30 protein-coding genes are annotated in these 19522 nt (G+C 61.2%); all 30 read left to right on the top strand.

Annotation, left to right across the window (positions count from 1 at the left end; all coding sequences use genetic code 11):
- The first annotated feature begins 204 nt into the window (after positions 1–204).
- Positions 205–2052: a DNA helicase RecQ gene (gene recQ / locus AC3FKG_RS24590; protein WP_488744365.1), complete on the top strand. Its 1848-nt coding sequence runs from the start codon at positions 205–207 to the stop codon at positions 2050–2052.
- Between the two features lie 330 nt (positions 2053–2382).
- On the top strand, positions 2383–2760 hold the full coding sequence (rpsL, locus tag AC3FKG_RS24585; RefSeq protein ID WP_006576501.1) for a 30S ribosomal protein S12: 378 nt from the start codon (positions 2383–2385) through the stop codon (positions 2758–2760).
- 204 nt (positions 2761–2964) lie between these two features.
- Positions 2965–3435, top strand: coding sequence for a 30S ribosomal protein S7 (gene rpsG, locus AC3FKG_RS24580; protein WP_010810459.1), 471 nt, complete (start codon positions 2965–2967; stop codon positions 3433–3435).
- Positions 3436–3552: 117 nt separating this feature from the next.
- On the top strand, positions 3553–5661 hold the full coding sequence (gene fusA, locus AC3FKG_RS24575) for an elongation factor G (RefSeq protein WP_483709650.1): 2109 nt from the start codon (positions 3553–3555) through the stop codon (positions 5659–5661).
- A 78-nt stretch (positions 5662–5739) separates the two neighbouring features.
- Positions 5740–6930, top strand: a complete 1191-nt coding sequence (gene tuf / locus AC3FKG_RS24570; RefSeq protein WP_464221500.1) for an elongation factor Tu — start codon at positions 5740–5742, stop codon at positions 6928–6930.
- Positions 6931–7008: 78 nt separating this feature from the next.
- On the top strand, positions 7009–7317 hold the full coding sequence (rpsJ, locus tag AC3FKG_RS24565; protein WP_006160488.1) for a 30S ribosomal protein S10: 309 nt from the start codon (positions 7009–7011) through the stop codon (positions 7315–7317).
- Positions 7318–7783: 466 nt separating this feature from the next.
- Entirely contained in the window at positions 7784–8434 is a 651-nt protein-coding gene (rplC, locus tag AC3FKG_RS24560; RefSeq protein WP_483711562.1) for a 50S ribosomal protein L3, read from the top strand.
- A gap of 12 nt (positions 8435–8446) precedes the next feature.
- Positions 8447–9067, top strand: a complete 621-nt coding sequence (rplD, locus tag AC3FKG_RS24555; protein ID WP_483709649.1) for a 50S ribosomal protein L4 — start codon at positions 8447–8449, stop codon at positions 9065–9067.
- Positions 9064–9378: a 50S ribosomal protein L23 gene (gene rplW, locus AC3FKG_RS24550; protein ID WP_006576245.1), complete on the top strand. Its 315-nt coding sequence runs from the start codon at positions 9064–9066 to the stop codon at positions 9376–9378. Before rplD ends, rplW begins: the two co-directional genes overlap by 4 nt.
- 2 nt (positions 9379–9380) lie before the next feature.
- Positions 9381–10211 carry a 50S ribosomal protein L2 gene (gene rplB / locus AC3FKG_RS24545; protein WP_483709648.1) on the top strand — a complete coding sequence of 277 codons (831 nt, stop codon included), beginning with the start codon at positions 9381–9383 and terminating at the stop codon, positions 10209–10211.
- A gap of 22 nt (positions 10212–10233) precedes the next feature.
- A complete protein-coding gene (gene rpsS, locus AC3FKG_RS24540) occupies positions 10234–10509 on the top strand; it encodes a 30S ribosomal protein S19 (protein ID WP_483709647.1) in 276 nt (91 codons plus the stop codon).
- A 9-nt stretch (positions 10510–10518) separates the two neighbouring features.
- Complete coding sequence (gene rplV / locus AC3FKG_RS24535) at positions 10519–10848, top strand: 50S ribosomal protein L22 (RefSeq protein WP_224081396.1); 330 nt, start codon at positions 10519–10521, stop codon at positions 10846–10848.
- 9 nt (positions 10849–10857) lie between these two features.
- Complete coding sequence (gene rpsC, locus AC3FKG_RS24530) at positions 10858–11655, top strand: 30S ribosomal protein S3 (RefSeq protein WP_483709646.1); 798 nt, start codon at positions 10858–10860, stop codon at positions 11653–11655.
- 2 nt (positions 11656–11657) lie between these two features.
- Positions 11658–12074 (top strand): 50S ribosomal protein L16, encoded by a 417-nt coding sequence (gene rplP, locus AC3FKG_RS24525; RefSeq protein WP_010812391.1) that lies wholly within the window; start codon positions 11658–11660, stop codon positions 12072–12074.
- Positions 12075–12085: 11 nt separating this feature from the next.
- Positions 12086–12280: a 50S ribosomal protein L29 gene (gene rpmC / locus AC3FKG_RS24520; RefSeq protein WP_483709644.1), complete on the top strand. Its 195-nt coding sequence runs from the start codon at positions 12086–12088 to the stop codon at positions 12278–12280.
- On the top strand, positions 12277–12555 hold the full coding sequence (gene rpsQ / locus AC3FKG_RS24515) for a 30S ribosomal protein S17 (protein ID WP_011299307.1): 279 nt from the start codon (positions 12277–12279) through the stop codon (positions 12553–12555). The genes rpmC and rpsQ overlap by 4 nt, the downstream gene beginning before the upstream one ends.
- A gap of 275 nt (positions 12556–12830) precedes the next feature.
- The gene (gene rplN / locus AC3FKG_RS24510) at positions 12831–13199 is read left to right on the top strand and encodes a 50S ribosomal protein L14 (protein ID WP_019451025.1); all 369 of its coding nucleotides are present in this window, start codon (positions 12831–12833) and stop codon (positions 13197–13199) included.
- Positions 13200–13208: 9 nt separating this feature from the next.
- The gene (gene rplX / locus AC3FKG_RS24505) at positions 13209–13517 is read left to right on the top strand and encodes a 50S ribosomal protein L24 (protein WP_011299306.1); all 309 of its coding nucleotides are present in this window, start codon (positions 13209–13211) and stop codon (positions 13515–13517) included.
- Positions 13518–13542: 25 nt separating this feature from the next.
- Positions 13543–14085 carry a 50S ribosomal protein L5 gene (rplE, locus tag AC3FKG_RS24500; protein WP_211949839.1) on the top strand — a complete coding sequence of 181 codons (543 nt, stop codon included), beginning with the start codon at positions 13543–13545 and terminating at the stop codon, positions 14083–14085.
- Positions 14086–14094: 9 nt separating this feature from the next.
- Entirely contained in the window at positions 14095–14400 is a 306-nt protein-coding gene (gene rpsN / locus AC3FKG_RS24495) for a 30S ribosomal protein S14 (RefSeq protein ID WP_483709643.1), read from the top strand.
- A gap of 27 nt (positions 14401–14427) precedes the next feature.
- Positions 14428–14823, top strand: a complete 396-nt coding sequence (rpsH, locus tag AC3FKG_RS24490) for a 30S ribosomal protein S8 (RefSeq protein ID WP_010812384.1) — start codon at positions 14428–14430, stop codon at positions 14821–14823.
- Between the two features lie 9 nt (positions 14824–14832).
- Positions 14833–15366 (top strand): 50S ribosomal protein L6, encoded by a 534-nt coding sequence (rplF, locus tag AC3FKG_RS24485; RefSeq protein WP_171516800.1) that lies wholly within the window; start codon positions 14833–14835, stop codon positions 15364–15366.
- Between the two features lie 11 nt (positions 15367–15377).
- Complete coding sequence (gene rplR / locus AC3FKG_RS24480) at positions 15378–15734, top strand: 50S ribosomal protein L18 (protein ID WP_211949841.1); 357 nt, start codon at positions 15378–15380, stop codon at positions 15732–15734.
- Between the two features lie 21 nt (positions 15735–15755).
- Positions 15756–16274, top strand: coding sequence for a 30S ribosomal protein S5 (rpsE, locus tag AC3FKG_RS24475; protein WP_006160449.1), 519 nt, complete (start codon positions 15756–15758; stop codon positions 16272–16274).
- 10 nt (positions 16275–16284) lie between these two features.
- Positions 16285–16467, top strand: a complete 183-nt coding sequence (gene rpmD, locus AC3FKG_RS24470) for a 50S ribosomal protein L30 (RefSeq protein WP_010812381.1) — start codon at positions 16285–16287, stop codon at positions 16465–16467.
- 22 nt (positions 16468–16489) lie between these two features.
- Positions 16490–16924: a 50S ribosomal protein L15 gene (gene rplO, locus AC3FKG_RS24465; protein WP_483709640.1), complete on the top strand. Its 435-nt coding sequence runs from the start codon at positions 16490–16492 to the stop codon at positions 16922–16924.
- A gap of 43 nt (positions 16925–16967) precedes the next feature.
- Positions 16968–18311 carry a preprotein translocase subunit SecY gene (gene secY / locus AC3FKG_RS24460; RefSeq protein WP_483709638.1) on the top strand — a complete coding sequence of 448 codons (1344 nt, stop codon included), beginning with the start codon at positions 16968–16970 and terminating at the stop codon, positions 18309–18311.
- An 87-nt stretch (positions 18312–18398) separates the two neighbouring features.
- Positions 18399–18515: a 50S ribosomal protein L36 gene (rpmJ, locus tag AC3FKG_RS24455; protein ID WP_008642959.1), complete on the top strand. Its 117-nt coding sequence runs from the start codon at positions 18399–18401 to the stop codon at positions 18513–18515.
- 19 nt (positions 18516–18534) lie between these two features.
- Positions 18535–18900: a 30S ribosomal protein S13 gene (gene rpsM, locus AC3FKG_RS24450; RefSeq protein ID WP_010812377.1), complete on the top strand. Its 366-nt coding sequence runs from the start codon at positions 18535–18537 to the stop codon at positions 18898–18900.
- Positions 18901–18924: 24 nt separating this feature from the next.
- Positions 18925–19323: a 30S ribosomal protein S11 gene (rpsK, locus tag AC3FKG_RS24445; RefSeq protein ID WP_010812376.1), complete on the top strand. Its 399-nt coding sequence runs from the start codon at positions 18925–18927 to the stop codon at positions 19321–19323.
- Positions 19324–19522 lie beyond the last annotated feature (199 nt).

Raw genomic sequence — 19522 nt, 5'->3', positions numbered from 1 at the left:
CAAGGCGGACCAGAAGCCCGGCTGATCCAGCCGGGCTTTTTTTTCGTCTGGGATATCGCCCCTACGGCCGGTGCTTGCCGGCAGCCTTGTATTGCAGTGCTGACATGGCAGTAAGAAACCTCCGACAGTTGGTCCTGCAAGGGCGGTGCGCCGCGTTCTTAGTGTATGGTTACGGCTTTTCCGGCTACCGCTATTCCGTTGTCCATGTCGCAAGCACTGGCGATCCTCAAGGATGTCTTCGGCTACCACGCCTTCCGCGGACGCCAGGGCGAAATCATCGATCACGTCGCGTCGGGTGGCGATTGCCTCGTCCTGATGCCGACCGGCGGCGGCAAGTCGCTTTGCTACCAGATCCCGGCGCTGCTACGGCAACGCGCCGGCCAGGGCGTCGGTATCGTGGTGTCGCCGCTGATCGCGCTGATGCAGGACCAGGTTGCCGCGCTGACCGAAGCCGGGGTGCGTGCCTCCGCACTCAATTCCACGCTGACCGGGTCAGAGGCTTCCGCGCTCGAGCGCGACCTGCTGGCAGGCCGCCTCGAAGTTCTCTACGTCGCGCCGGAACGTCTCATGACGCCGCGCTTTCTCGATCTGCTTGAACGCACGCGTGTCGGTCTGTTCGCGATCGACGAGGCGCACTGCGTGTCGCAGTGGGGCCATGATTTCCGGCCCGAATACATCCAGCTGTCGGTGCTGCACGAGCGTTTCCCGCACGTGCCGCGCATCGCACTGACCGCCACGGCGGACGCGGTAACGCGCGACGAGATCATCGAGCGCCTGGCGCTGGATGACGCGCGAGTCTTCGTCTCCAGCTTCGACCGCCCGAATATCCGCTACCGGATCGTCGAGAAGGACAATGCCCGGCAGCAGTTGCTGGCCTTCATCAAGGCCGAGCACACCGCCGCAGATGGCACGCATGACAGCGGCATCGTCTATTGCCTGTCGCGCAAGAAGGTGGAGGACACTGCCGAGTGGCTGCAGGGGCATGGCATCAATGCGCTGCCGTATCACGCCGGCATGGAGGCAGCCACGCGACAGCGCCACCAGGCGCGCTTTCGCGAAGAGGAAGGCCTGGTGATGGTCGCTACGATCGCCTTCGGCATGGGCATCGACAAGCCTGACGTACGCTTCGTCGCTCACCTGGACCTGCCCAAGAGCATGGAGGGCTACTACCAGGAGACCGGCCGCGCCGGCCGTGATGGTCTGCCGGCCAATGCCTGGATGGCCTACGGTCTCGGCGACGTGGTGCAGCAGAAGCGCATGATCGACGAATCCGAGGCCGACGACGCCTTCAAGCGCGTGTCATCGTCGAAGCTCGATGCGTTGCTGGGATTGTGCGAGACGGCGGGCTGCCGGCGTGTGCGCATCCTGGCCTACTTCGACGAGGCCAGCGAACCTTGCGGCAACTGCGATACCTGTCTGGAGCCGCCCGCCACCTGGGACGGCACGCGCGAAGCGCAGATGGCGCTGTCCTGCGTCTACCGCACGGCGCAGGCCAGCCGGCTGCATTTCGGCGCTACCCACCTGATCGATGTGCTGCGTGGCAATGCCTCGGAAAAGATCAGGCAGTGGGGCCACGACAAGGTCTCGACCTTCGGCATCGGCAAGGACCGCACCGTCCACGAATGGCACACCGTCTTTCGCCAGCTGATTGCCCAGGGTTTGCTCGTGATCGACCATGGCGGCCACGGCGCGCTGCTGCTGGGCGAGGGCGCGCGCGAAGTGCTCAAGGGTGGGCGGCAGATCATCCTGCGCCGGCAGGCGACGAAACCCGGCAAGTCCGGGGAGCGTGCCGCACGTGGCGCCCGCACCGACCATACCGCCGACATGGACGCCGGCACGCTGGCCAACTGGGAAGCCCTGCGCCGCTGGCGCACCGATGCTGCGCGCGAGCATGGCGTGCCGGCCTACGTCATCTTCCACGACGCCACGCTGGCCGAACTGGCCCGCACCGCGCCGGATTCCCTGTCGGCCATGGAGGGCATTCCCGGGATTGGTGCATCGAAGCTCGAACGCTACGGCCAGGCCATCGTCGATACGCTGAACCGCGTTTAGGCGCGTCGGACAGCATCGGGTATACGGCTTGACCGTATACGATTCCGCTGCTACCATGCCAGATTCGAGTTTTTGGCTTTGGATTTCGCTCGCCCGTCGGCTATGTGGACTTTGATCCGCTGCCCGGCAAGCCTTCCGGATCGCTTCGGCAGTCCGGCGGCGGCAGATGCGGGATCCGGGTGCCGGCTCGCGCTCTTTGGAATGCTGTTACCGCACAGTCCCCTCCCTTGAGCGCCCGCTCACCTCTCCCGCCCAAAACCCGTAGTTGCCTCTTTCCCGGTTCTGCCGGGCGTAAGAGGTGTTTTTCGTAAAACCAAGCTGGATTGAACAATGCCAACTATCAACCAACTGGTTCGCAAGCCGCGCGTCTCTGAAGTCATCAAGAGCAAGAGCCCGGCACTTGAGAACTGCCCGCAGCGTCGCGGCGTGTGCACCCGCGTGTACACCACGACGCCGAAGAAGCCGAACTCGGCACTGCGTAAGGTCGCCAAGGTGCGCCTGACCAACGGTTTCGAAGTTATTTCGTACATCGGCGGTGAAGGCCACAACCTGCAGGAACACTCGGTCGTGCTGATCCGCGGCGGTCGTGTGAAGGACTTGCCGGGTGTGCGTTACCACATCGTCCGTGGCTCGCTGGACCTGCAAGGCGTGAAGGACCGCAAGCAGGCCCGTTCGAAGTACGGTGCGAAGCGTCCGAAGGCTGCCTAAGCTTTTATCGCAAGCAACAAGCGACAGTCGGTGGCAAGTGTCACGGAACTGTCAAAAGGCGGCGGTACAACGGAGCGTTTTTGTGCGCCGTGCCGTCGAGTAAGTGGTCACCCGGCGAATTTGCTGTTCATGCATGCAAGCTAGTTGGTGGCCGGAGAGCGGAGACAACAAACCGCGCTCTCAACTGAATCTAAAGGAAAGAAGATGCCACGTCGTCGTGAAGTCCCCAAGCGGGACGTTCTGCCTGATCCGAAGTTCGGTAACGTTGAAGTTGCCAAGTTCATGAACGTGCTGATGCTGGACGGCAAGAAGTCGGTTGCCGAACGTATCGTGTACGGCGCGTTCGACCAGATCGAAAAGAAGGCAGGCAAGGCCCCCATCGAAGTGTTCTCCGTTGCGATCAACAACGTGAAGCCGGTGGTGGAAGTGAAGAGCCGTCGCGTGGGCGGCGCCAACTATCAGGTTCCGGTCGAAGTCCGTCCGTCGCGTCGTTTGGCATTGGCGATGCGTTGGCTGCGCGAGGCCGCGAAGAAACGCAGCGAGAAGTCGATGGCGCTGCGCCTGGCAGGTGAGCTGCTGGAAGCATCGGAAGGCCGTGGCGGCGCGATGAAGAAGCGCGACGAAGTGCACCGCATGGCCGAAGCCAACAAGGCGTTCTCGCACTTCCGCTTCTAAGGCGCGCGAAAACACTGTTGGTTGCCGGGCGGGCTGTGTTTTTACACATCTCGCCCGTTTGTGTTAAGGGCGCGCGGCATGAGATGCCGGCGCCTCACGAACGAATAGAGGATTAAAGTGGCTCGTAAGACTCCTATTGAGCGCTACCGCAATATCGGTATTTCCGCTCACATTGACGCGGGTAAAACCACCACGACCGAACGTATCCTGTTCTACACCGGTGTGAACCACAAGATCGGTGAAGTGCACGACGGCGCGGCCACCATGGACTGGATGGAGCAGGAGCAGGAGCGTGGCATCACGATCACCTCGGCTGCGACGACTGCCTTCTGGAAGGGCATGGCGGGTAACTACCCGGAGCACCGCTTCAACATCATCGACACCCCGGGACACGTGGACTTCACCATCGAGGTGGAGCGTTCCATGCGCGTGCTGGACGGTGCCTGCATGGTGTACTGCGCCGTGGGTGGTGTGCAGCCCCAGTCGGAAACCGTGTGGCGCCAGGCCAACAAGTACAAGGTGCCGCGTCTGGCGTTCGTCAACAAGATGGACCGTACCGGCGCGAACTTCTTCAAGGTCTACGACCAGCTGAAGACCCGCCTGAAGGCCAACCCGGTGCCCGTCGTGGTGCCGATCGGCGCTGAAGACGGCTTCCAGGGCGTTGTCGATCTGCTGGAAATGAAGGCGATCGTCTGGGACGAAGCCAGCCAGGGCGTGAAGTTCGAATACCAGGACATCCCGGCCGAACTGCAGGACACCGCTGCCGAATGGCGCGAGAAGATGGTCGAGTCCGCCGCCGAAGCCAGCGAAGAGCTGATGGAAAAGTACCTGGGCGGCGAAGAGCTGACCCGCGCCGAGATCGTCAAGGCGCTGCGTGACCGTACCATCGCCTGCGAAATCCAGCCGATGCTGTGCGGCACCGCGTTCAAGAACAAGGGCGTGCAGCGTATGCTGGACGCCGTGATCGACTTCCTGCCGTCGCCGGTCGACATTCCGCCGGTTACGGGTACGGACGAAGACGACAGCGAGAAGAAGCTCGAGCGCAAGGCTGACGACACCGAAAAGTTCTCGGCACTGGCGTTCAAGATCATGACCGACCCGTTCGTGGGCCAGCTGATCTTCTTCCGCGTCTACTCGGGCAAGATCAACTCGGGCGACACCGTCTACAACCCGGTCAAGGGCAAGAAGGAACGCCTGGGCCGTATTCTGCAGATGCACGCCAACCAGCGCGAAGAAATCAAGGAAGTGCTGGCCGGCGACATCGCCGCTGCAGTGGGTTTGAAGGACGCCACCACGGGCGACACGCTGTGCGATCCGGCTGCACCGATCGTGCTCGAGCGCATGGTGTTCCCGGAGCCGGTGATCTCGCAGGCTGTCGAGCCGAAGACCAAGGCTGACCAGGAAAAGATGGGCATCGCCCTGAACCGCCTGGCCGCCGAAGATCCGTCGTTCCGCGTGCGTACCGATGAAGAATCGGGCCAGACCATCATTTCGGGCATGGGCGAGCTCCACCTCGAAATTCTGGTCGACCGCATGAAGCGCGAATTCGGCGTGGAAGCCAACATCGGCGCGCCGCAAGTGGCCTACCGCGAAACCATTCGCAAGACGGCCGAAGGCGTCGAAGGCAAGTTCGTCAAGCAGTCGGGCGGCCGCGGCCAGTACGGTCACGCTGTCATCACGCTGGAACCGCAAGAGCCGGGCAAGGGCTTCGAGTTCATCGACGCCATCAAGGGCGGTGTGATTCCTCGCGAATACATCCCGGCAGTCGAAAAGGGTATCGTCGACACGCTGCCGAACGGCATCCTGGCTGGCTTCCCGGTGGTGGACGTGAAGGTCACGCTGACGTTTGGTTCGTACCACGACGTGGACTCGAACGAAAACGCGTTCCGCATGGCCGGCTCGATGGCTTTCAAGGAAGCCATGCGCAAGGCCAGCCCGGTTCTGCTCGAGCCGATGATGGCCGTGGAAGTGGAAACGCCGGAAGACTACACCGGTACCGTGATGGGCGACCTGTCGTCCCGCCGCGGCATCGTGCAGGGCATGGACGACATGGTGGGCGGCGGCAAGATCATCAAGGCCGAAGTCCCGCTGTCGGAAATGTTCGGTTATTCCACGTCGCTGCGCTCGGCCACGCAAGGCCGCGCCACGTACACGATGGAATTCAAGCACTACGCTGAAGCACCGAAGAACATCGCCGAAGCCGTGATGACGGCCAAGGGCAAGTAATTGGAAGTTCGCCGCCGCGCCAGCCGGTGCGGCGGCGCGATGAAACAACAAGATTGCATTCCTATCAGGAGCTGAAAAATGGCAAAGGAAAAGTTCGAGCGGACCAAGCCGCACGTGAACGTTGGTACGATTGGTCACGTTGACCATGGCAAGACCACGCTGACCGCAGCGATCGCCACGGTGCTGGCAGCGAAGTTTGGCGGTGCCGCCAAGAAGTACGACGAAATCGACGCAGCGCCGGAAGAAAAGGCACGCGGTATTACCATCAATACCGCCCACGTCGAGTACGAAACGGCCAACCGCCACTACGCGCACGTTGACTGCCCGGGCCACGCCGACTACGTGAAGAACATGATCACGGGTGCCGCCCAGATGGACGGCGCGATCCTGGTTTGCTCGGCCGCTGACGGCCCGATGCCGCAAACGCGCGAGCACATCCTGCTGGCCCGCCAGGTTGGCGTGCCGTACATCATCGTGTTCCTGAACAAGTGCGACATGGTGGACGACGCGGAACTGCTCGAGCTGGTCGAGATGGAAGTTCGCGAGCTGCTGTCGAAGTACGAGTTCCCCGGCGACGACACCCCGATCATCAAGGGTTCGGCCAAGCTGGCGCTGGAAGGCGACAAGGGCGAGCTGGGCGAAGTGGCCATCATGAACCTGGCCGACGCGCTGGACACCTACATCCCGACGCCGGAGCGCGCCGTGGACGGTACGTTCCTGATGCCGGTGGAAGACGTGTTCTCGATCTCGGGTCGCGGCACCGTGGTGACCGGCCGTATCGAGCGTGGCGTGATCAAGGTCGGCGAAGAAATCGAAATCGTTGGTATCAAGCCGACGGTCAAGACCACCTGCACCGGCGTGGAAATGTTCCGCAAGCTGCTGGACCAGGGCCAGGCTGGCGACAACGTCGGTCTGCTGCTGCGCGGCACCAAGCGTGAAGACGTCGAGCGCGGCCAGGTGCTGTGCAAGCCGGGTTCGATCAAGCCGCACACCCACTTCACCGGCGAGGTGTACATTCTGTCGAAGGACGAAGGCGGCCGTCACACCCCGTTCTTCAACAACTACCGCCCGCAGTTCTACTTCCGTACCACCGACGTGACCGGCTCGATCGAGCTGCCGGCGGACAAGGAAATGGTGATGCCGGGTGACAACGTGTCGATCACCGTCAAGCTGATCGCCCCGATCGCCATGGAAGAAGGCCTGCGCTTCGCAATCCGCGAAGGCGGCCGTACCGTCGGCGCCGGCGTCGTGGCAAAGATCCTCGACTAAGCAACTTCCTGGGACATGCCCGCGGGCATGTCCCCTTTGATCCGGGCACATTGCCCATCGCTCTTTTAAGGAAATATCATGCAGAACCAGAAGATCCGTATCCGCCTGAAGGCTTTCGACTATCGCCTGATCGACCAGTCGGCAGCCGAAATCGTGGATACCGCCAAGCGTACCGGTGCGATCGTCAAGGGCCCGGTGCCCCTGCCGACCCGCATCCAGCGCTTTGACATCCTGCGTTCGCCGCACGTCAACAAGACCAGCCGTGATCAGTTCGAGATCCGCACTCACCAGCGCCTGATGGACATCGTCGACCCGACCGACAAGACCGTCGACGCGCTGATGAAGCTCGACCTGCCGGCAGGCGTGGACGTCGAGATCAAGGTGTAATGGCTTCGGGCCGCCTGCGGCCCGGTGCAGAAAGAAACGGCGAACTTCGGTTCGCCGTTTTTGTTTTGTGGCTGACGCCACCGTTTGCGATGGTTGGCCGTGCCTATCAGCCACGCCCGCATCGTCGCAAGGACGCGCAGGCGGGGATTTCATTCTGCTCGCGGCCTGAACTGCGTGCTTCGGCGGCCATCATGCCGCCGAAAGTCGACTTTGCGCCGCAATTCCACTGGATGCCGTTGCTCCGAACGCAATTCACGGCGGAATTCGGCAATTCATGTTGCCCTTTCCAAAGCGCTGGGCTATAGTGCAAGGCTACCCGTTTCTCCGGGTAGTGGGTTGGCCATTTTGGCCTCGCGCAGCCTTCTTTAGCGCAGCCCTTTTAAGCGCAAATGCAGCGCAACTGCGCAAACACAGTTTTCGTGTATCAATCAGCCCCGGCCAATCGCAGCTGGGAATGGAGCAAACCATGAGCCTAGGCCTTGTAGGTCGCAAGGTTGGCATGACCCGTATTTTCACGGACGACGGTGATTCGATTCCCGTTACCGTGGTCGAGGTCGGCGACAACCGCGTGACGCAAATCAAGACGGACGAGACCGACGGTTATACCGCCGTTCAAGTCACCTTCGGCGCCCGACGCGCAAGCCGCGTTACCAAGCCGCTGGCGGGTCACCTCGCCAAAGCCGGTGTGGAAGCTGGCGAAATCATCCGCGAATTCCGTATCGATGCAGCCAAGGCTGCCGAACTGCAAGCTGGCGGTTCGCTGTCGGTCGACCTGTTCGAAGTCGGTCAGAAGATCGACGTGCAGGGCGTGACGATCGGTAAGGGCTACGCCGGTACCATCAAGCGTCACCACTTCGCATCCGGCCGTGCCACCCACGGTAACTCGCGCTCGCACAACGTGCCGGGCTCGATCGGTATGGCGCAGGATCCGGGCCGCGTGTTCCCGGGCAAGCGCATGACCGGTCACCTGGGCGATGCCACCCGCACCGTGCAGAACCTGGAGATCGCCAAGATCGACGCAGAGCGCAAGCTGCTGCTGGTCAAGGGCGCGATCCCTGGCTCCAAGGGCGGCAAGGTCATCGTTACCCCGGCCGTCAAGGCCAAAGCCAAAGCTTAAGGAGCGGAAGCAATGGAACTCAAGCTCCTCCAGGACAATGGCCAGATCGGCGCGGGCGTAGACGCCTCTGCCGAAGTGTTCGGCCGTGACTACAACGAGGCCCTCGTTCACCAGATCGTCGTCGCTTACCAGGCCAACGCTCGCAGCGGCAACCGTAAGCAGAAGGATCGTGAAGAGGTCAAGCACACGACCAAGAAGCCGTGGCGCCAGAAGGGTACGGGCCGTGCTCGTGCCGGTATGTCGTCCTCGCCGCTGTGGCGTGGGGGTGGTCGTATCTTCCCGAATTCGCCGGAAGAGAACTTCACCCAGAAGGTCAACAAGAAGATGTTCCGTGCCGGCATGCGCTCGATTTACTCGCAGCTCGCACGTGAAGGCCGTATCAATGTGGTGGACGGTTTCACCGTCGAAGCGCCCAAGACCAAGCTCTTGGCCGACAAGTTCAAGGCCATGGGCCTGGACTCGGTGCTGATCATCACCGACAGCCTCGACGAAAACCTCTACCTGGCTTCGCGCAACCTGCCGCACGTGGCAGTTGTCGAGCCGCGCCAGGCCGACCCGCTGTCGCTCGTGCACTACAAGAAAGTGCTGGTGACCAAGGCAGCCGTCGCGCAGATCGAGGAGTTGCTGAAATGACGCAAGTAGCCAAGAACGATCATCGTTTGATGCAGGTGCTGCTCGCGCCGGTGGTTTCCGAAAAGGCAACCCTGGTCGCCGACAAGAACGAACAAGTCGTGTTCGAAGTGGCTCGCGATGCCAACAAGGCAGAAGTGAAGGCCGCCGTCGAACTGCTGTTCAAGGTCGAGGTGCAGTCCGTTCAGATCCTGAACCAGAAGGGCAAGCAAAAGCGCTTTGGCCGTTTCATGGGGCGTCGCAACCACGTGAAGAAGGCCTACGTTTCGCTGAAGCCGGGTCAGGAAATCAATTTTGAAGCGGAGGCCAAGTAATCATGGCACTCGTCAAGACCAAGCCGACTTCCCCGGGTCGTCGCTCGATGGTGAAGGTGGTCAACAAAGACCTTCACAAGGGCGCACCCCACGCTCCGCTGCTGGAAAAGCAATTCCAGAAGTCGGGCCGTAACAACAACGGTCATATCACCACCCGCCACAAGGGCGGTGGTCATAAGCACCACTACCGCGTGGTGGACTTCAAGCGCAACGACAAGGACGGCATCGCCGCCAAGGTCGAGCGCCTGGAATACGATCCGAACCGCAGCGCGAACATTGCGCTGGTGCTGTTCGCCGACGGCGAGCGCCGCTACATCATCGCGACCAAGGGCATGATTGCCGGTCAGGCGCTGATGAACGGTGCAGAAGCCCCGATCAAGGCTGGCAACAACCTGCCGATTCGCAACATTCCGGTTGGTACCACGATCAACAACGTGGAAATCATGCCGGGCAAGGGCGCTCAGGTTGCCCGTGCCGCTGGCGGTTCCGCCGTGCTGCTGGCTCGTGAAGGTCTGTACGCCCAGGTGCGTCTGCGCTCCGGTGAAGTGCGTCGCGTGCATATCGAATGCCGCGCCACCATCGGTGAAGTGGGCAACGAAGAGCACAGCCTGCGCGTCATCGGCAAGGCCGGTGCGACCCGTTGGCGCGGTATCCGCCCGACGGTCCGCGGCGTTGTGATGAACCCGGTCGACCACCCGCACGGTGGTGGTGAGGGCAAGACCGCTGCTGGTCGCGATCCTGTGTCGCCGTGGGGTACCCCGGCCAAGGGCTACCGCACCCGCAGCAACAAGCGCACGGACAGCATGATCGTCCAGAAGCGCCACAAGCGCTAATCGGTAGGTAGGAGCTAAAGATATGACTCGTTCCGCTAAAAAGGGTCCGTTCTGCGACGCCCACCTGCTGAAGAAGGTGGAAGCGGCTGTAGGCGGCAAGGACAAGAAGCCCATTAAGACATGGTCGCGCCGCTCGACCATCATGCCGGATTTCATTGGCCTGACGATCGCCGTGCACAACGGCCGTCAACACGTGCCGGTGTATGTCACGGAAAACATGGTTGGCCACAAGCTCGGCGAATTTGCGCTCACCCGCACGTTCAAGGGCCACGCGGCTGACAAGAAAGCGAAGAGGTAAGGTGCCATCATGGAAGTGAAAGCGATTCATCGCGGTGCCCGCATCTCCGCCCAGAAGACGCGCCTGGTCGCTGACCAGATCCGTGGTCTGCCGATCGAGCGTGCGCTCAACGTCCTGGCCTTCAGCCCGAAAAAGGCTGCCGGGATCGTGAAGAAGGTGGTCGAATCGGCCATCGCCAACGCCGAGCACAACGAAGGCGCCGACATCGACGAACTCAAGGTCAAATCGATCTACGTCGACAAGGCAACCTCGCTCAAGCGCTTCACGGCACGGGCAAAGGGCCGCGGCAACCGCATCGAGAAACAAACGTGTCACATCACTGTGACGCTCGGCAACTAAGGAGTCACGATGGGACAGAAGATTCATCCGACTGGCTTCCGTCTGGCCGTCAGCCGTAACTGGGCTTCGCGTTGGTACGCCAACAACACGAAGTTTGCCGGCATGCTGAAGGAAGACATCGAAGTTCGCGACTTCCTGAAGAAGAAGCTGAAGAACGCATCGGTTGGCCGCGTGGTCATCGAGCGTCCGGCCCGCAATGCACGCATCACCATTTACAGCTCGCGTCCGGGCGTGGTGATCGGCAAGAAGGGCGAGGACATCGAACTGCTGAAGGCCGAACTGCAGCGTCGCATGGGCGTGCCCGTGCACGTGAACATCGAGGAAATCCGCAAGCCGGAAACCGATGCTCAGCTGATCGCCGATTCGATCACCCAGCAGCTCGAACGCCGCATCATGTTCCGCCGCGCCATGAAGCGCGCCATGCAGAACGCCATGCGTCTGGGCGCCCAGGGCATCAAGATCATGAGCGCCGGCCGTCTGAACGGTATCGAAATCGCACGTACCGAGTGGTACCGCGAAGGCCGTGTGCCCCTGCACACCCTGCGCGCCGACATCGACTACGGCTTCTCCGAAGCAGAAACCACCTACGGCATCATCGGTGTCAAGGTGTGGGTCTACAAGGGTGATCACCTCGGCCGCAATGACGCGCCGGTGGTGGAAGAGCCGCAAGACGACCGTCGTCGTCGTCCGGGTCGTCCGGAAGGCCGCCGCCGTGAAGGCGAAGGCCGCCCGGGTGGCAACCGTCGCGGTGGCGCCGGTGCCGGTCGCCGCGCTGCGCCTGGCGCAGATGCGAAGAGTGGAGAATAACGATGCTGCAACCTAAGCGCAGAAAGTACCGCAAGGAGCAGAAAGGCCGCAACACGGGTAAGGCTACCCGTGGCAACGCCGTGTCTTTCGGCGAATTCGGCCTGAAGGCCATGGGCCGTGGCCGCCTGACCGCTCGTCAGATCGAGTCGGCACGTCGTGCGATGACCCGTCACATCAAGCGTGGCGGCCGCATCTGGATCCGTATCTTCCCGGACAAGCCGATCTCGAAGAAGCCCGCTGAAGTCCGTATGGGTAACGGTAAGGGCAATCCGGAGTACTACGTGGCTGAAATCCAGCCGGGCAAGATGCTCTACGAGATGGATGGTGTGAGCGAAGATCTGGCACGTGAGGCGTTCCGCCTCGCCGCTGCCAAGCTGCCGATCGCCACCAATTTCGTGGTGCGCCAGGTCGGGACGTAAGGAGAGCAGGGATGAAAGCATCCGAACTTCGCGGCAAGGACGCCGCAGGCCTGAACCAGGAGCTCTCCGAGCTGCTGAAGGCCCAATTTAGCCTGCGCATGCAAAAGGCAACCCAACAGCTGCAGAATTCCAGCCAGCTGAAGAAGGTTCGCAAGGACATCGCGCGAGTGCAAACCGTGCTGACTGAAAAGGCGAACGCGAAATGACTGAAGCTGCAAAAACGGAAACGTCGCTTCGCCGCACCCTCGTCGGTCGTGTGGTAAGCGACAAGATGGACAAGACCGTTACGGTCTTGGTTGAAAACCGCGTCAAGCACCCCCTGTACGGCAAGTACGTGCTGCGTTCCAAGAAGTACCACGCACACGACGAAGCCAACCAGTACAAGGAAGGCGACAAGGTCGAAATCCAGGAAGGCCGTCCGCTGTCGCGGACCAAGTCCTGGGTGGTTTCCCGGCTGGTAGAGGCTGCACGCGTCATCTAAGAACCACACGTTCTTAGCTTGACTTGCAAGTCCAGGATTATGTAGCTATAATCCTGGACTTCCGCTTTATTGCGTTCGCCTTAGCTGTACCACCCGGGCGGACCTGTTGAGCGAGCCAGGGCCAGGTGGCCCGACGTCAGTCGGGAGTGCCAGGTTCCTACCGACTCAAAGTTGATCAACCCATACGGAGCTGGCGCAAAGCCGGAGCCTACGGGACCAAGACTGACCGGCAGGCGTTTTTGCACCTGGCGGATTAAGTTGGGAAGACAAACACCATGATTCAGACAGAAAGCCGGCTCGAAGTGGCCGATAACACTGGTGCGCGCGAAGTGCTGTGCATCAAAGTGCTGGGTGGGTCCAAGCGCCGCTACGCGAGCGTGGGCGACATCATCAAGGTGACCGTCAAGGACGCAGCGCCTCGCGGTCGCGTGAAGAAGGGCGACATCTACAACGCCGTTGTCGTGCGTACTGCCAAGGGCGTGCGCCGTGCAGACGGTTCGCTCGTCAAGTTCGACAGCAATGCCGCCGTCCTGCTGAACAACAAGCTCGAGCCGATCGGCACCCGTATCTTCGGGCCGGTGACTCGTGAACTCCGTACCGAGCGCTTCATGAAGATCGTGTCGCTCGCTCCGGAAGTGCTGTAAGGAGCCGACATGAACAAGATTCGCAAGGGCGACGAAGTCATCGTCCTGACCGGCAAAGACAAGGGCAAGCGCGGTACCGTGCAAGCCGTGCTCGGCGACAAGGTTGCAGTGGAAGGCGTGAACGTTGCGAAGAAGCACGCCCGCCCGAACCCGATGCTGGGCACCACCGGTGGCGTGGTCGACAAGGTCATGCCGCTGCATATTTCCAACGTTGCGCTCGTGGATGCCAATGGCAAGCCGTCGCGCGTCGGCATCAAGGTGGAAGACGGCAAGCGCGTGCGCGTGCTGAAGACCACCGGCGCCGTCGTGGCAGCTTGATTCTGGGCACGTTTAGGAGTTGAGCATGGCAGCACGTCTGCAAGAGTTCTACAAAGATAAGGTTGTGCCGAAGCTGATCGAGCAGTTCGGTTACAAGTCGGTCATGGAAGTGCCGCGCATCACCAAGATCACCCTGAACATGGGTCTTGGCGAAGCCATCAATGACAAGAAGATCATTGAAAACGCCGTTGGCGACCTGACCAAGATCGCTGGTCAGAAGCCCGTGGTGACGAAAGCCAAGAAGGCCATCGCCGGCTTCAAGATCCGCCAGGGCTACCCCATCGGTGCGATGGTGACCCTGCGTGGCGAGCGCATGTTCGAATTCCTCGATCGTTTCGTCACCGTGGCCCTGCCGCGCGTGCGTGACTTCCGTGGTGTGTCGGGCCGTTCGTTCGACGGTCGTGGCAACTACAACATCGGTGTGAAAGAGCAGATCATTTTCCCCGAAATCGAGTACGACAAGATCGACGCACTGCGTGGTCTGAACATCAGCATCACGACGACGGCAAAGAACGACGAGGAAGCCAAGGCACTCCTCGGTGCGTTCAAGTTCCCGTTCCGCAATTAAGGGGTAACCGTGGCTAAACTGGCTCTGATTGAACGTGAGAAGAAGCGCGCCAAGCTGGTGGCGAAGTATGCCGCCAAGCGCGCCAACCTCAAGGCCATTATTGACGACCAAGAAAAGTCGGAAGAAGAGCGTTACATGGCGCGCCTGGAGCTGCAACAGCTCCCGCGCAACGCGAACCCGACCCGCCAGCGTAACCGCTGCGCGATCACCGGTCGTCCCCGCGGTACCTTCCGCAAGTTTGGCCTGGCGCGTAACAAGATCCGCGAAATCGCCTTCAAGGGCGAAATCCCGGGTCTGACGAAAGCCAGCTGGTAATTACGCACAGGCTACAGGAGAAACAGTATGAGCATGAGCGATCCTATCGCCGATATGCTGACGCGCATCCGCAACGCCCAGGGCGTGCAGAAAGCGTCGGTTGTCATGCCGTCGTCGAAGCTGAAAGTGGCAATCGCCAAGGTCCTGAAGGACGAAGGCTACATCGACGACTACGCCGTCCAGGAAGATGGCGGCAAGGCACAACTGAGCATCGGCCTCAAGTACTACGCCGGCCGTCCGGTGATCGAGCGCATCGAACGCGTCTCGAAGCCCGGCCTGCGCGTGTACAAGGGCCGCAGCGACATCCCGCAAGTGATGAACGGCCTCGGTGTGGCGATCATCTCGACCCCGCAGGGTCTGATGACCGACCGCAAGGCTCGCGCCACTGGCGTGGGTGGCGAAGTTCTCTGCTACGTCGCTTAAGGAGAGAACATGTCCCGTGTAGGTAAGGCTCCCATCGCGCTGCCCAAAGGCGCGGAAGTGAATGTGGCAGCTGGCGTGCTCTCCGTGAAGGGTCCGCTGGGTACGCTGTCGCAACCGATTCACAGCCTGGTCAAGGTCAATGTCGAGAACGACACGCTGACCTTCGCACCGGCTGACGAGTCGCGTGAAGCAAACGCCCTGCAAGGCACCATGCGCGCCCTGGCGGCAAACATGGTCAAGGGTGTGACCACCGGTTTCGAGCGCAAGCTGAACCTCGTTGGCGTGGGCTACCGTGCCCAGCTGCAAGGCGCTGCGCTGAAGCTCCAGCTTGGTTTCTCGCACGACGTGATCCATGAGATGCCGGAAGGCGTAACGGCTACGACGCCGACGCAGACCGAGATCATCATCAAGGGTGCGGACAAGCAGAAAGTCGGTCAGGTTGCCGCGGAAGTTCGCGCGTACCGTCCGCCTGAGCCCTACAAGGGCAAGGGTGTTCGCTACAGCGACGAGCGCGTCATCCTGAAGGAAACCAAGAAGAAGTAAGGGGTGCAATGATGAACAAGAAAGACGCTCGTTTGCGCCGTGCACGTCAGACCCGCGCCAAGATCGCGGAGATGAAAGTCAATCGTCTGACCGTGTTCCGTACGAATTCGCATATTTACGCCCAGGTCTTCTCGGAGTGCGGCACCAAGGTGCTGGCTTCGGCTTCGACCGCGGAGGTGGAAGTGCGCAAGGAACTGGATGGCAAGGGCGCTACCGCCGCTGCCGCTACCGCAGTGGGCAAGCGCATCGCCGAGAAGGCGAAGGCTGCCGGCGTGGAAACCGTCGCGTTCGATCGCGCCGGCTTCCGTTTCCATGGCCGCGTGAAGGCCCTGGCAGACGCCGCCCGCGAAGCCGGCCTGAAGTTCTAAGCGCATAAAGAGAGATACGTCATGGCAAAGATGCAAGCAAAAGTCCAACAGGACGAACGCGACGACGGCCTCCGCGAGAAGATGATCTCGGTCAACCGTGTCACCAAGGTGGTGAAGGGTGGCCGGATTCTCGGTTTCGCAGCGCTGACCGTGGTTGGTGACGGCGATGGCCGCATCGGCATGGGCAAGGGCAAGGCCAAGGAAGTGCCGGTGGCAGTTCAGAAGGCAATGGACGAAGCCCGTCGCAAGATGGTCAAGGTCTCGCTGAAGAACGGCACGCTGCAACACGAAGTCGTTGGCAAGCATGGCGCCGCCAAGGTGCTGATGATGCCCGCGAAGGAAGGTACCGGCGTGATCGCCGGCGGCCCGATGCGCGCGATCTTCGAAGTGATGGGCGTCACCAACGTGGTGACCAAGTCGCACGGCTCCACCAACCCGTACAACATGGTTCGCGCCACGCTGGACGGCCTTCAGAAGATGAGCACGCCGGGCGAAATCGCCGCCAAGCGTGGCAAGTCGGTCGAAGACATCCTGGGTTAAGGTGAACGCAATGTCGCAGAAAACCGTAAAAGTGCAACTCGTGCGCAGCCTCATCGGCACGCGCGAGGATCATCGCGCCACCGTGCGTGGTCTGGGCCTGCGCCGCATCAACTCGGTGTCGGAGCTGCAGGACACGCCCGCCGTGCGCGGCATGATCAACAAGGTCTCGTACCTGGTCAAGGTTCTGGCCTGATACCGGGACTTCGGAGAGCAAGATGCAACTGAACAACCTGAAACCGGCCGCCGGTTCGAAGCACGCCAAGCGTCGCGTCGGCCGCGGTATCGGCTCCGGCCTGGGCAAGACTGCCGGCCGCGGTCACAAGGGTCAGAAGTCGCGTTCGGGCGGCTTCCACAAGGTGGGCTTCGAAGGCGGTCAAATGCCGCTGTATCGTCGTCTGCCGAAGCGCGGCTTCACGTCGCTGACCAAGGCCTTCACGGCCGAAGTCTCGCTGCGTGACATCGAGCGCCTGGAAGCGACCGAAGTCGACCTGCTGGTCCTGAAGCAAGCTGGCCTGGTAGGCGAGCTGGTCAAGAGCGCCAAGGTCATCAAGGCCGGTGAACTGACCCGCAAGGTGTCGATCAAGGGTCTGGGCGCCACCGCTGGCGCCAAGGCAGCGATCGAAGCCGCCGGCGGCCAGATCGCAGCCTGACAGGCATTTATCGCAGCATAGGCAGTCATAGTCGGAGCATCGTTTGGCCACGGCGAAACCCAATGCAAGCGCGCAAGCCCGGAACACGGCGAAGTACGGCGACCTCAAGCGCCGGCTGATGTTCCTGGTGATGGCCCTGATCGTTTACCGCATCGGTGCACATATTCCGGTGCCGGGAATCGATCCGGATCAGCTCGCGAAGCTTTTCCAGAGTCAGTCGGGTGGCATCCTCGGGATGTTCAACCTGTTCTCGGGCGGGGCGCTGTCGCGCTTTACCGTCTTCGCGCTCGGCATCATGCCGTACATCTCGGCATCGATCATCATGCAATTGCTGACGATCGTGCTGCCGCAGCTGGAGTCGTTGAAGAAGGAAGGGCAGGCAGGGCAGCGCAAGATCACGCAATACACGCGTTACGGCACCGTGGTTCTGGCCACGTTCCAGGCGCTGTCGATTGCGGTCGCACTGGAGTCGCAGCCAGGGTTGGTGATCGATCCGGGCCTGTTGTTCCGGGCGACCGCGGTGATCACGCTGGTGACCGGCACGATGTTCCTGATGTGGCTGGGTGAGCAGATCACGGAACGTGGTCTGGGCAACGGCATCTCGATCATCATTTTCGGCGGTATCGCGGCGGGCTTGCCCAACGCGATCGGCGGGCTGTTTGAACTGGTCCGCACGGGTTCCATGAGCATCATCGCGGCGATATTCATCGTGGCGATCGTGATCGCTGTGACCTTCGCCGTGGTGTTTGTCGAGCGTGGCCAGCGCAAGATCCTGGTGAACTATGCCAAGCGTCAGGTCGGCAACAAGGTGTACGGCGGTCAGTCGTCGCACCTGCCGCTGAAGCTGAACATGGCAGGGGTGATTCCGCCGATCTTCGCATCGTCGATCATCCTGTTCCCGGCGACGATTGCAGGCTGGTTCACGTCCCAGTCGACCGGTGCGGTTGGCAGGTTCATCAAGGACCTGGCTGCCACGCTGTCGCCGGGCCAGCCGGTCTACATCCTGCTGTACGCTGCTGCGATTATATTTTTCTGCTTCTTCTATACGGCTCTGGTGTACAACAGTCGTGAAGTAGCGGACAACCTGAAGAAAAGCGGTGCCTTCATTCCGGGCATTCGTCCGGGCGAGCAGACGACGCGCTACATCGACAAGATTCTGGTGCGTCTGACGCTGGCTGGTGCGATCTACATCACACTGGTCTGCCTGTTGCCGGAATTCCTGGTGCTGCGCTGGAACGTTCCGTTCTATTTTGGCGGGACTTCGCTGCTGATCATCGTGGTCGTCACGATGGATTTCATGGCCCAGGTTCAGTCCTACGTCATGTCGCAGCAGTATGAATCGTTGCTGAAGAAAGCGAACTTTAAGGGCAACCTGACCCTGCGCTGATTCAGATCGGGACAGACAAGGTATGGCGCGCACGGATCGTCTTCCGGACGAAGTGAGCGAACAGGAATTGAAGGAAGAGGAAATATTATGAAAGTGCTGGCTTCTGTTAAGCGCATTTGCCGCAACTGCAAAATCATCAAGCGCAACGGTGTCGTGCGCGTGATCTGCTCGTCGGATCCCCGCCACAAGCAACGCCAAGGCTAATCGGAAAGAGGATTGACGAATGGCACGTATCGCAGGGGTTAACATCCCGAACCACAAGCACACCGAAATCGGCCTGACGGCTATTTATGGTGTCGGCCGCTCGCGCGCTCGCAAGATTTGCGAGGCCACCGGTGTACCGTTTGACAAGAAGGTCAAGGATCTGACCGACGCCGACCTGGAAAAGCTTCGTGACGAAGTGGGCAAGGTCACGGTCGAGGGTGACCTGCGTCGTGAAACCACGATGAACATCAAGCGTCTCATGGACCTTGGTTGCTATCGTGGCATGCGTCACCGCAAGGGCCTGCCCATGCGCGGTCAGCGTACCCGTACCAACGCACGTACCCGCAAGGGTCCGCGCAAGGCCGGCGTGGCTCTGAAGAAGTAAAGCCGAAGGCAGAGGAAGAAACTAATGGCAAAAGGTCCGAATAACGCCGCTCGCGCGCGTAAAAAGGTCAAGAAGAACGTTGCCGACGGCATTGCGCACGTCCACGCCTCGTTCAACAACACCATCATCACGATCACCGACCGCCAGGGCAACGCCCTGTCGTGGGCGACCGCCGGTGGCCAGGGCTTCAAGGGTTCGCGCAAGTCGACCCCGTTCGCTGCCCAGGTTGCTGCCGAGAATGCCGGCCGCGTGGCGCAAGACCAGGGTATCAAGAACCTGGAAGTGCGTATCAAGGGCCCCGGCCCGGGGCGTGAATCGGCTGTCCGTGCGCTGAACGCGCTGGGCATCAAGATCGCTATCATCGAAGACGTCACGCCGATTCCGCACAACGGCTGCCGTCCGCCGAAGCGCCGCCGCATCTGAGCGTTGGCGTGTCCGGGCCGGCGGGTTTACCTGCCGGTTTCGGATATGGTAGTATCGCGCGTTGACCTGCTGCATCTGATGCGGCAGGTTTTCGTTTTGCGCGGCGGGAATGCTGCATTCAGCGCATTCAGAATGCCTGCGCATTGGAAAATGCTTTTTGCGTCGTACCCGGCAACGGGGCGCGCGTCATAAGCCCACC

This window comes from Cupriavidus sp. 22TCCZM04-2 (genome assembly GCF_057798895.1).
Note: the sequence above shows the minus strand (reverse complement) of the source record. Positions and strands in the feature narration are given on the sequence as shown.

Excerpts from the sequence above, each read along its gene's own strand:
- recQ (WP_488744365.1), top strand. The coding sequence starts at position 205 with ATGTCGCAAGCACTGGCGATCCTCAAGGATGTCTTCGGCTACCACGCC.
- rpsL (WP_006576501.1), top strand. The coding sequence starts at position 2,383 with ATGCCAACTATCAACCAACTGGTTCGCAAGCCGCGCGTCTCTGAAGTC.
- rpsG (WP_010810459.1), top strand. The coding sequence starts at position 2,965 with ATGCCACGTCGTCGTGAAGTCCCCAAGCGGGACGTTCTGCCTGATCCG.
- tuf (WP_464221500.1), top strand. The coding sequence starts at position 5,740 with ATGGCAAAGGAAAAGTTCGAGCGGACCAAGCCGCACGTGAACGTTGGT.
- rpsJ (WP_006160488.1), top strand. The coding sequence starts at position 7,009 with ATGCAGAACCAGAAGATCCGTATCCGCCTGAAGGCTTTCGACTATCGC.
- rplC (WP_483711562.1), top strand. The coding sequence starts at position 7,784 with ATGAGCCTAGGCCTTGTAGGTCGCAAGGTTGGCATGACCCGTATTTTC.
- rplD (WP_483709649.1), top strand. The coding sequence starts at position 8,447 with ATGGAACTCAAGCTCCTCCAGGACAATGGCCAGATCGGCGCGGGCGTA.
- rplW (WP_006576245.1), top strand. The coding sequence starts at position 9,064 with ATGACGCAAGTAGCCAAGAACGATCATCGTTTGATGCAGGTGCTGCTC.
- rplB (WP_483709648.1), top strand. The coding sequence starts at position 9,381 with ATGGCACTCGTCAAGACCAAGCCGACTTCCCCGGGTCGTCGCTCGATG.
- rpsS (WP_483709647.1), top strand. The coding sequence starts at position 10,234 with ATGACTCGTTCCGCTAAAAAGGGTCCGTTCTGCGACGCCCACCTGCTG.
- rplV (WP_224081396.1), top strand. The coding sequence starts at position 10,519 with ATGGAAGTGAAAGCGATTCATCGCGGTGCCCGCATCTCCGCCCAGAAG.
- rpsC (WP_483709646.1), top strand. The coding sequence starts at position 10,858 with ATGGGACAGAAGATTCATCCGACTGGCTTCCGTCTGGCCGTCAGCCGT.
- rplP (WP_010812391.1), top strand. The coding sequence starts at position 11,658 with ATGCTGCAACCTAAGCGCAGAAAGTACCGCAAGGAGCAGAAAGGCCGC.
- rpmC (WP_483709644.1), top strand. The coding sequence starts at position 12,086 with ATGAAAGCATCCGAACTTCGCGGCAAGGACGCCGCAGGCCTGAACCAG.
- rpsQ (WP_011299307.1), top strand. The coding sequence starts at position 12,277 with ATGACTGAAGCTGCAAAAACGGAAACGTCGCTTCGCCGCACCCTCGTC.
- rplN (WP_019451025.1), top strand. The coding sequence starts at position 12,831 with ATGATTCAGACAGAAAGCCGGCTCGAAGTGGCCGATAACACTGGTGCG.
- rplX (WP_011299306.1), top strand. The coding sequence starts at position 13,209 with ATGAACAAGATTCGCAAGGGCGACGAAGTCATCGTCCTGACCGGCAAA.
- rplE (WP_211949839.1), top strand. The coding sequence starts at position 13,543 with ATGGCAGCACGTCTGCAAGAGTTCTACAAAGATAAGGTTGTGCCGAAG.
- rpsH (WP_010812384.1), top strand. The coding sequence starts at position 14,428 with ATGAGCATGAGCGATCCTATCGCCGATATGCTGACGCGCATCCGCAAC.
- rplF (WP_171516800.1), top strand. The coding sequence starts at position 14,833 with ATGTCCCGTGTAGGTAAGGCTCCCATCGCGCTGCCCAAAGGCGCGGAA.
- rplR (WP_211949841.1), top strand. The coding sequence starts at position 15,378 with ATGAACAAGAAAGACGCTCGTTTGCGCCGTGCACGTCAGACCCGCGCC.
- rpsE (WP_006160449.1), top strand. The coding sequence starts at position 15,756 with ATGGCAAAGATGCAAGCAAAAGTCCAACAGGACGAACGCGACGACGGC.
- rpmD (WP_010812381.1), top strand. The coding sequence starts at position 16,285 with ATGTCGCAGAAAACCGTAAAAGTGCAACTCGTGCGCAGCCTCATCGGC.
- rplO (WP_483709640.1), top strand. The coding sequence starts at position 16,490 with ATGCAACTGAACAACCTGAAACCGGCCGCCGGTTCGAAGCACGCCAAG.
- rpmJ (WP_008642959.1), top strand. The coding sequence starts at position 18,399 with ATGAAAGTGCTGGCTTCTGTTAAGCGCATTTGCCGCAACTGCAAAATC.
- rpsM (WP_010812377.1), top strand. The coding sequence starts at position 18,535 with ATGGCACGTATCGCAGGGGTTAACATCCCGAACCACAAGCACACCGAA.
- rpsK (WP_010812376.1), top strand. The coding sequence starts at position 18,925 with ATGGCAAAAGGTCCGAATAACGCCGCTCGCGCGCGTAAAAAGGTCAAG.